The following is a 9,144-nucleotide window of genomic DNA, read 5'->3' on the forward strand; positions in this document are numbered from 1 at the left end:
GCCCGCGTTCGGGGCCCGACGTGAGGTGGATCGCAACCGCCGCGGCACCGTCCTGTTTCGTACGAGGTTCGGGGCGGGCCGCCGGTAAGGTGGCCCGGTTGTCATATCTGGACGAGCGTCGAACCGGAGATCGTGACTACCACCGCCCCCTCCTCACACCACCTCTCTCCCGCCTTCCCCGGCCGCGCCCCCTGGGGCACCGCCAACAAGCTGCGCGCCTGGCAGCAGGGGGCCATGGAGAAGTACATCCAGGAGCAGCCTCGTGACTTCCTCGCGGTCGCCACGCCCGGCGCCGGCAAGACCACCTTCGCGCTGACCCTCGCGTCCTGGCTGCTCCACCACCACGTCGTGCAGCAGGTCACCGTCGTCGCACCCACCGAGCACCTGAAGAAGCAGTGGGCCGCGGCGGCCGCGCGGATAGGGATCAAGCTGGACCCGGAGTACAGCGCCGGGCCGCTCAGCAAGGAGTACGACGGCGTCGCCCTCACCTACGCGGGTGTCGGCGTGCGGCCCATGCTCCACCGCAACCGCTGCGAACAGCGCAAGACCCTCGTCATCCTGGACGAGATCCACCACGCCGGAGACTCCAAGTCCTGGGGCGAGGCCTGCCTGGAGGCCTTCGAGCCGGCCACGCGGCGCCTCGCCCTCACCGGCACCCCGTTCCGTTCCGACACGAACCCGATCCCGTTCGTGACGTACGAGGAGGGGAACGACGGCATCCGCAGGTCGTCCGCCGACTACACCTACGGCTACGGCAACGCCCTCGGCGACGGGGTCGTCCGGCCGGTCATCTTCCTCTCCTACAGCGGCAACATGCGCTGGCGCACCAAGGCCGGCGACGAGATCGCCGCCCGCCTCGGCGAGCCGATGACCAAGGACGCGATCTCGCAGGCCTGGCGCACCGCGCTCGACCCGCGCGGCGACTGGATGCCGAACGTGCTGCGCGCCGCCGACCAGCGGCTCACCGAGGTCCGCAAGTCCATCCCGGACGCCGGTGGCCTCGTCATCGCCTCCGACCAGGATTCGGCCCGCGCCTACGCCAAGCTGATCCGGGAGATCACCGGCACCAAGGCCACCGTGGTCCTCTCCGACGACGCCGGAGCCTCCAGCCGCATCGACGAGTTCAGCGAGAACAACGACCGGTGGATGGTCGCCGTCCGCATGGTGTCCGAGGGCGTCGACGTGCCCCGCCTCGCGGTCGGCGTGTACGCCACGACGATCTCGACCCCGCTGTTCTTCGCCCAGGCCGTCGGGCGTTTCGTACGTTCCCGCAGGCGCGGCGAGACCGCCTCGGTGTTCCTTCCCACCATCCCCAGCCTCCTCGGTTTCGCCAACGAGATGGAGGTCGAGCGCGACCACGTCCTCGACAAGCCCAAGAAGGAGGGGGAGGAGGACCCGTACGCCGAGTCCGAGAAGGAGATGGCGGAGGCCGAGCGCCAGCAGGACGAGGACACCGGTGAGCAGGACATGCTGCCGTTCGAGGCGCTGGAGTCCGACGCCGTCTTCGACCGCGTGCTGTACAACAGCGCCGAGTTCGGCATGCAGGCCCACCCCGGCAGCGAGGAGGAGCAGGACTACCTGGGCATCCCCGGGCTCCTCGAACCCGACCAGGTGCAGTTGCTCCTCCAGAAGCGCCAGGCCCGGCAGATCGCGCACAGCCGCAAGAAGCCGGACAGCGAGGCCGACCTCCTGGAGCTTCCGGCGGAGCGGCGGCCCGTCGTTTCCCACAAGGAGCTCCTCGAGCTGAGGAAGCAGCTCAACACGATGGTCGGCGCGTACGTGCACCAGAGCGGCAAGCCCCACGGCGTCATCCACACCGAGCTCCGGCGGGTCTGCGGCGGCCCGCCGAGCGCGGAGGCGACGGCCGGGCAGATCCGCGAGCGGATCAAGAAGGTCCAGGAGTGGGCCACCCGCATGCGGTGACCCTCTCCCGCTCCCCGGCCGGTGAGAACCGGTCGGGGTGATCGAGGCGGCCGGGGAGGACGAGGCCCGTACGACGGCGTGCGTACGGGCCTCACGCGTGTCCGGGTCCCGGGGACGGTGTCCGCCTGGCTCAGGCGGGGGATCGGGTCGGGGTCGGTCGGCTCAGGCACCGGACCGGTCGGGATCCGGCTCCTCCGGCGGGTGGGGGACGGGTGGCCGACGGGCCGGACGGCCTCCGCCCGGCCCGGGCCCGGACGAAGGCGCCGACATAGCGCGTCTTGTCCGCCGAAGTCCCACGTCCGCGGGACTTTGCTCCCGAACCGCCATCCTTCCGCCCGCCTGCGCCCGGATTCTGGACGAGGTCTTCCGCTGAGCGGAGCGGGTCGCTACTGTCCCGGCTCAAAGCTATCGCCCCGTGGCAGCGCCGCCGCGGAGCGCAGCCGGTGTACCCCTTCCTGCCGGCGGCCTCTGACGTGCGTCGCCGACGGGACCGGCGTCGCAACCCCGTAGGAGTCCGCCGCCACTCACTCCGAAGGAGAGGGCGTCGTGACCGCGGAGACCTCCCAGACGCTCGACCGGGGACTCAGAGTCCTCAAACTGCTCGCCGACACCGACCACGGCCTGACCGTCACCGAGTTGTCCAACCGACTCGGCGTCAACCGGACCGTCGTCTACCGACTGCTCGCCACGCTCGAACAGCACGCCCTGGTCCGACGCGACCTCGGCGGACGCGCCCGCGTCGGTCTCGGTGTGCTCCGGCTCGGCCGCCAGGTCCACCCGCTGGTGCGCGAGGCCGCGCTGCCCGCGCTCCGCTCGCTCGCCGAGGACATAGGCGCCACGGCCCACCTCACGCTCGTCGACGGCTCCGAGGCGCTCGCCGTCGCCGTGGTCGAACCCACCTGGACCGACTACCACGTCGCCTACCGGGCCGGCTTCCGCCACCCGCTGGACCGGGGCGCCGCCGGGCGCGCGATCCTCGCCGCCCGCCAGGGCGGACTGACGGAACCGACCTACACCCTCACGCACGGCGAGCTGGAAGCCGGCGCCAGCGGTGCCGCCGCCCCCCTCCTCGGCGTCACCGGCATCGAGGGCAGTGTCGGCGTCGTCATGCTCACCGACGCCGTCCCGGAGCGGGTGGGCCCCCGGGTGGTCGACGCGGCCCGCGAGGTCGCCGACGCCCTGCGGTAGTACGGCGCCGGCCGTCTTCGCGGTCAGTCCCGTCCGCGTCCCGCCCCGGGCGGGCGGCCCTCGGCCGGCCCGGCCAGGAGGGAACCCAGGCCGGTGCGCGCGTGGTGCACCGAACGGCCCGTCCGCACCGTCGTGATCAGCCCCGCCGCCCGCAGCGCCGCGGCATGGGCCGAGGCGGTCGCGTCGCTGACACCGGTACGGCGCGCCAGCTCCGTGGTCGTCCGGGGCTCCGCCAAGGCGTGCAGCACCTCCGCCCGGGTACGGCCCAGCACGCCCGCCAGACCCTCACCGGACGCGGCCGCCTCCGGGGGTACGAGGGGCAGGCCCGGGCCCGCCGGGTAGGCGAGGACCACCGGCCGGCCCGGCAGGTCCTGCACGAGCGGGCCACCCCGCCAGTGGAAGGTCGGCAGCAGCACCAGCCCCCGTCCGCCGAGCCGCACGTCCCGGCCACCGGCGCCCCGCGCGCCCGCACCGGCCGCCTCCCAGATTCCGTCCCGCAGGCGCGAACCCGGCACCAGGGCGGTCAGGGCCTCCCCGAGGCCCCGCTCCGCCACGGCGAGCGCGTGCCGGGCGAACTCCGCCCGGTGCAGGTCCTGGACGAGTGGCCACACGGGGGCGAGAACCGTCCCGTACGCGGCTCGCTGCGCCCGGTCCACGGTCCGCCACGCCTCCGCCTCGCCCTCGTACAGGCCCCGCACCCAGCGCGGTGGGGCGCCCTGCCCCGCGTACACCCGGGCCAGCTCCGCCCGTACGAGCTCCGGGGGCGCCGACCGGATCCGCTCGAAGCCGTCCCGCCGCGTCTCGCCGAGGACGTCCAGGAAGACGGGGGCGCGCCCGGCCGGCGCCAGCTCCGCGAGCGGCGCGGCCACCCCCGGCAGGGCCCGCAGCAGCCTCCCGCGCCACCGTCCGAACAGCGCGCGCTCGTGCGGCGCGCCCAGCATCATCAGGGCCGCGTGCAGCTCGGGCACGGGGGAGGGACGGGGTGCGAACCGCACCCGGGCGTAATCGTCCGTCGTGAAGTGCAGCCGCATCCCCGCAGATTCCCCCGTCCGCCGCCAGCCTTTCGGCCAGGGCCGGAAGCTTCGCACCGGGGCCCGGCCCGCCCCCAGGATGCCGGGCATGACCGACACACGCACACCCGGACGCCGCTCCCTCGTCAAGGGCGCCCTCGCCGGGGCCGCCGCTCTCACCCTCGCCTCCGCCACCACCCGGGTCGCCTCCGCCTCCGGCCCGGCCGGTCAGGTGCTCCGGCTGCCCGCGCCCACCGGCCCGTACGCCGTCGGTGCCACCGTCCGCCGTCTGACCGACCCCGCCCGCAACGACCCCTGGGCACCGGAGATCGGTGTCCGGGAGGTCATGATCACCGTCCTGCGGCCCGCCGCTCCCGGCCGTGGCTTCCCGCGCGTCCAGCAGCTCACCCCCGACGCGGCCGCGGCCTTCACCGTCCTCGCCCCACTGGTACGGCCGCCGCTGCCGGGTGCCGGGGTCGACTGGGCCGCCACGCTCACCCACGCCCGGGCCGGCGCGCCGGCTCTGCCCGGCCGGCGGCCCGTGCTGCTGTACAGCCCCGGTGGCGGCGACTCCCGCTGCATGGGCAGCTCCCTGGCCGTCGACCTCGCCTCGCACGGCTGGACCGTCGTCACCGTCGACCACCCCGGTGACGCGAGCGAGGTCGAGTTCCCGGACGAGCGGCCGGGCCGCGAACGGATCCGGACGACGGTGCTGCGCCCCGACATGGGCGCCGCCGCCTTCCGCACCATGATCGACACGAGGGTCGCCGATCTGCGGTTCGTCCTCGACGCCCTCGGCCTCGACCGGGCCGGCCTGTACGGGCACTCGGCGGGCGGCGCCGCCGTCGCACAGGCCCTCCACGAGGACCGGCGGGTCGTCGCCGCCGTCAACCTGGAGGGGTACCTGGACCGCGCGGACGGCGAACTCCTCCCCGTCGCCCGCCACGGCACCGACCGGCCCCTGCTCCTCGCCGGCACCGACGGCTTCCGCGACGAACGGCTCGACCGCTCCTGGGCGGCGCTGCTCGGCCACGGCGGGCCGGTCACCCGGCGGCAGCTGGCCGGCGGCGGCCACTGGGTCTTCACCGACCACGCCTCCCTCGTCCCGCAGCTCCAGGCGGCGGGCCTCATGACGGCGGCGGAACGGGCCGAGCTGGTCGGCACGGTCGCGCCCCGGGAATCCGTGCCCGCCGTGCGCACGCTCCTGCGCTCCTTCTTCACCCGCCACCTGCCCGTGCGCGCGGGTGGCTGAGCGGTCGCGGTCCGGCCCGGGCGGGTTCCCCGGCGGGGCAGCGCGCCCGGGTCGCCGCCCTCGGGCCCGTACCGGAGGCCGCCCCAGTAGATTGGGGGCGTGCTTTCCCGTCTCTCCCGTCCCCGCGCGCTGGCGCTGAGCGCCCTGCCCATCGCCGCCCTGTTCGCCGTGGTCGGGCTCGCGCCGCTGCCGTACGCCGTCGCCCAGCCCGGCTCGACCGCCGACGTGCTCGGTGTGGACAAGGGGCGGGAGGTCATCAGCGTCGCCGGCGCCCCGGTGCAGAAGACCGAGGGGCAGCTGCGGATGACGACGATCGTCGCCAGCGGGCCGTCCGTGGACGTGGGTCTCGGCGAGGTCGTGGACGCCTGGTTCCGGACGGACCGGGCGGTGATGCCGATCCATTCGGTCTACCCGCCCGGCAAGTCGGACGCCGAGATCGAGAAGCACAACCTGGGCCAGATGAAGGAGTCGCAGGACGCGGCCACCCTGGCGGCCCTCCGCTACCTGAAGAAGGACCCGGCGAAGGTCAAGGTCACCCTGCACCTCGCCGACATCGGCGGGCCCAGCGCCGGGCTGCTGTTCTCCCTCGGCATCGTCGACAAGCTCGACGGCGTCGGACGGGCCGGTGATCTGACCGGCGGGCGGATCGTCGCCGGGACGGGCACGATCGAGGCCGACGGGAAGGTCGGCGCCGTCGGCGGTGTCTCCCTCAAGACGCAGGCCGCCGCCCGTGACGGTGCCACCGTCTTCGTCGTGCCCAAGGACGAGTGTGCGGAGGCGAAGGCCGAACTGCCGGAGGGGATGCGGCTGATCCCGGTCACGGCGCTGGACGACGCGGTGTCGTCCCTCCGTGCCCTCGCCCAGGGCCAGGAGGCACGGGTCCCGTCCTGCTGACCCCCCGGTCGCGCTCATGCGACCAGGGTGACGGGCCGGTCGGCGGGTGTCGCCAGCCGCAGTCCCAGTTCGACGAGCCGCCACCCCACCCGCACCCGGACGGAGCCCGCGGCCCGGGCGGCCGGGCCGGCGGTGCCGGAGACGACCGAGGCGGCGGCGGAGGCCCGTGCTGCGGCCGAGGCCTGCCGCTGGAGCGCGGCGGCGTTCAGAGCGTGCAGTTGAAGATGGATGTCTGCGTGCATGGTGCTCGTTCCTTCCGTGGGTGGGGCTTCCCTGGGGTGACGTGCAGTGCCGTGCCGTGCCGTGTGCGAACCGCGGGCGTCAGTCCTCGCGCTGCGGGAAGGCGTGCAGGTGGATCCGCACGCGCTCGGCGTCCGGCGCACGGCTTTCCTCGCCGTCCCGGTACGAGTCGATGAGGGCGTGCAGTCTCTCGTCGAGTTCACGGAGCTTCGCGGGCGGCAGCCGCAGCGTGAAGTCGCTCATGTCGGAGGCGCCGAGCCAGCTCTCGCCCCAGTCGTGCCGGGTGCCGAGGTAGGTGTTCAGCTCCTGGGTGTGGATGGTCGCCACCTCGTGGAAGTACACGTCGATGGCTCCCCGGACCTCGGGGTCCGTGTGCTGGTGGAGCGACTCGTCGACGGTCGTGCCCTGATGGGCCGATCTCCACCACCGCTCCCTCCCCTTGCCGCGCGTCGGGTCGTCCTCGACGAAGCCGTGCGCCGCGAGCTGGCGGAGGTGGTAACTGGTGGCGCCGCTGGATTCGCCCAACCGCTCGGCCAGTTGGGACGCGGTGGCGGGGCCGTGAAGGCGCAGCGCCCGCAGCAACTGGATGCGGAGCGGGTGGGCGAGCCCGCGCAGGGAGCGCGGGTCGAGTGCGCGGCTGAGATGTTCCTCGGGCTCGGACATGGTTCCACCCTAGAGATGCAAAGAAGCCGTTGCAACACTTTTTTTGCAATGACTTCTTTGCGGTCCTCCGTCCCCCACCCGGACGGAGCAGGGGGACGTCAGACCGGTTCGCCGCCCGCCGCCTGTTCCACCAGCGGGATGATCCGCAGCGGGACCGGGTTCTCCATCACGATCGCCGTCGACGCCCGCACGATCCCCTCGAACGCCACCACCTTGTCGATCACCCGCTGCAGATCCGCGTTCGACCGGGCGACCAGCCGGCACAGCATGTCCCCGTGCCCCGTCGTGGTGTGCAGCTCCAGCACCTCGGGCACCGTCGACAGATGGCCCCGCACGTCCGCGCCCTGGCCCTGTTTGATCTCCAGCGTCGCGAAGGCCGTCACCGGATATCCGAGCGCCGCCGGGTCCACCTGCGGCCCGAACCCCCGGATCACCCCGCTCGCCTGCAGCCGGTCGAGCCGTGCCTGCACCGTGCCCCGCGCCACCCCGAGCCGGCGCGAGGCCTCCAGGACGCCGATGCGCGGTTCACGCGCGAGGAGCACGATCAGCCGGCCGTCCAAATGATCGATCGCCACGAGGGCCTCCCGATGGTCAGGATGTACAAGTCGCCCGCCGATGCTGGCGCATCGCTGTACACATTGACCAGGCTCTGAGCAAACTATTGCGCACCTTGCCGTACGGCGCGACGCTGCTCCCATGACTGAGACCATTGACCACACCCCGAGCACCGCGCGTGAGGCCGATCCCTTCCCGGTCAAGGGAATGGACGCGGTCGTCTTCGCCGTCGGCAACGCCAAGCAGGCCGCCCACTACTACTCCACGGCCTTCGGCATGAAGCTCACCGCCTACTCCGGACCGGAGAACGGCAGCCGCGAGACCGCCAGTTACGTCCTCACCAACGGTTCCGCCCGTTTCGTGTTCACCTCCGTCATCAAGGCCTCCACCGAGTGGGGCCACTTCCTCGCCGAGCACGTCGCCGCGCACGGCGACGGCGTCGTCGACCTGGCGATCGAGGTCCCGGACGCGCGCGCCGCCTACGCCTACGCCGTCGAGCAGGGCGCCACCGGCCTCACCGAGCCCTACGAGGTCAAGGACGAGCACGGCACCGTCGTCCTCGCCGCCATCGCGACGTACGGCAAGACCCGCCACACCCTCGTCGAGCGCTCCGGCTACACCGGCCCGTACCTCCCGGGTTACGTCGCCGCCGCGCCGATCGTCGAGCCCCCGGCCAAGCGCACCTTCCAGGCGATCGACCACTGCGTCGGCAACGTCGAGCTCGGCCGCATGAACGAATGGGTCGGCTTCTACAACAAGGTCATGGGCTTCACGAACATGAAGGAGTTCGTGGGCGACGACATCGCGACCGAGTACTCGGCCCTGATGTCGAAGGTCGTCGCGGACGGCACCCTCAAGGTGAAGTTCCCGATCAACGAGCCCGCGATCGCGAAGAAGAAGTCGCAGATCGACGAGTACCTGGAGTTCTACGGCGGCGCCGGCGTCCAGCACATCGCGCTCGCCACGAACGACATCGTCGCCACCGTCCGCGCGATGCGGGCCGCGGGCGTCCAGTTCCTGGACACCCCCGACTCGTACTACGACACGCTCGGCGAGTGGGTCGGCGACACCCGCGTCCCGATCGAGACCCTGCGCGAACTGAAGATCCTCGCCGACCGCGACGAGGACGGCTACCTGCTGCAGATCTTCACCAAGCCGGTCCAGGACCGCCCGACCGTCTTCTTCGAGATGATCGAGCGCCACGGCTCCATGGGCTTCGGCAAGGGCAACTTCAAGGCCCTGTTCGAGGCGATCGAGCGCGAGCAGGCCAAGCGCGGCAACCTGTAACCGCCGCGCCGTGCACGGAGGGGGTCCGGGGCGAGCGCCCCCGCCCCCCCCGCCGCGGGGGGCCTGGGGGAATGGTCAATAAAAACGGGCCCGCCCCCCGCGGGGGGGGGTTGGCGGGGGGGTGCGGTGGGG

General features: G+C 73.0%; 9 protein-coding genes. 5 read left to right on the forward strand and 4 right to left on the reverse strand.

Annotated elements, in window-relative coordinates:
• Positions 1–132 precede the first annotated feature (132 nt).
• The gene (locus tag ABTY40_RS25770; RefSeq protein ID WP_352061705.1) at positions 133–1,923 is read left to right on the forward strand and encodes a DEAD/DEAH box helicase; all 1,791 of its coding nucleotides are present in this window, start codon (positions 133–135) and stop codon (positions 1,921–1,923) included.
• A gap of 546 nt (positions 1,924–2,469) precedes the next feature.
• Positions 2,470–3,111 carry an IclR family transcriptional regulator gene (locus ABTY40_RS25775; RefSeq protein ID WP_352061706.1) on the forward strand — a complete coding sequence of 214 codons (642 nt, stop codon included), beginning with the start codon at positions 2,470–2,472 and terminating at the stop codon, positions 3,109–3,111.
• Positions 3,112–3,134: 23 nt separating this feature from the next.
• Here the strand turns inward: ABTY40_RS25775 and ABTY40_RS25780 are convergent, their stop codons facing one another.
• A complete protein-coding gene (locus ABTY40_RS25780) occupies positions 3,135–4,142 on the reverse strand; it encodes a helix-turn-helix domain-containing protein (protein WP_352061707.1) in 1,008 nt (335 codons plus the stop codon).
• Between the two features lie 88 nt (positions 4,143–4,230).
• Between ABTY40_RS25780 and ABTY40_RS25785 the strand changes: the two genes are divergently transcribed.
• Both ABTY40_RS25785 and ABTY40_RS25790 read left to right on the forward strand, forming a co-directional pair.
• Positions 4,231–5,373, forward strand: a complete 1,143-nt coding sequence (locus ABTY40_RS25785; RefSeq protein WP_352061708.1) for an alpha/beta fold hydrolase — start codon at positions 4,231–4,233, stop codon at positions 5,371–5,373.
• A gap of 99 nt (positions 5,374–5,472) precedes the next feature.
• Positions 5,473–6,267, forward strand: coding sequence for a S16 family serine protease (locus ABTY40_RS25790; protein WP_352061709.1), 795 nt, complete (start codon positions 5,473–5,475; stop codon positions 6,265–6,267).
• A gap of 14 nt (positions 6,268–6,281) precedes the next feature.
• On the opposite strand, the gene ABTY40_RS25795 is transcribed toward ABTY40_RS25790, so the two are convergent.
• From ABTY40_RS25795 to ABTY40_RS25805, 3 genes are all read right to left on the reverse strand, one after another.
• Positions 6,282–6,509, reverse strand: a complete 228-nt coding sequence (locus ABTY40_RS25795; protein WP_352061710.1) for a hypothetical protein — start codon at positions 6,507–6,509, stop codon at positions 6,282–6,284.
• A gap of 79 nt (positions 6,510–6,588) precedes the next feature.
• Positions 6,589–7,170, reverse strand: coding sequence for an ArsR/SmtB family transcription factor (locus tag ABTY40_RS25800; protein ID WP_352061711.1), 582 nt, complete (start codon positions 7,168–7,170; stop codon positions 6,589–6,591).
• Between the two features lie 98 nt (positions 7,171–7,268).
• On the reverse strand, positions 7,269–7,745 hold the full coding sequence (locus tag ABTY40_RS25805; RefSeq protein ID WP_309054423.1) for an Lrp/AsnC family transcriptional regulator: 477 nt from the start codon (positions 7,743–7,745) through the stop codon (positions 7,269–7,271).
• Positions 7,746–7,866: 121 nt separating this feature from the next.
• Between ABTY40_RS25805 and hppD the strand changes: the two genes are divergently transcribed.
• Complete coding sequence (gene hppD, locus ABTY40_RS25810; RefSeq protein ID WP_352061712.1) at positions 7,867–9,012, forward strand: 4-hydroxyphenylpyruvate dioxygenase; 1,146 nt, start codon at positions 7,867–7,869, stop codon at positions 9,010–9,012.
• The last annotated feature ends 132 nt before the right edge of the window (positions 9,013–9,144 follow it).

Source organism: Streptomyces sp. NPDC126503, assembly GCF_040302405.1.
GTDB classification, from domain to species: Bacteria; Actinomycetota; Actinomycetes; order Streptomycetales; family Streptomycetaceae; genus Streptomyces; species Streptomyces gulbargensis.

Coding starts and splice junctions, on each gene's coding strand:
- ABTY40_RS25780 (WP_352061707.1), bottom strand. CDS start 4,142: ATGCGGCTGCACTTCACGACGGACGATTACGCCCGGGTGCGGTTCGCA.
- ABTY40_RS25785 (WP_352061708.1), top strand. CDS start 4,231: ATGACCGACACACGCACACCCGGACGCCGCTCCCTCGTCAAGGGCGCC.
- ABTY40_RS25795 (WP_352061710.1), bottom strand. CDS start 6,509: ATGCACGCAGACATCCATCTTCAACTGCACGCTCTGAACGCCGCCGCG.
- ABTY40_RS25800 (WP_352061711.1), bottom strand. CDS start 7,170: ATGTCCGAGCCCGAGGAACATCTCAGCCGCGCACTCGACCCGCGCTCC.
- hppD (WP_352061712.1), top strand. CDS start 7,867: ATGACTGAGACCATTGACCACACCCCGAGCACCGCGCGTGAGGCCGAT.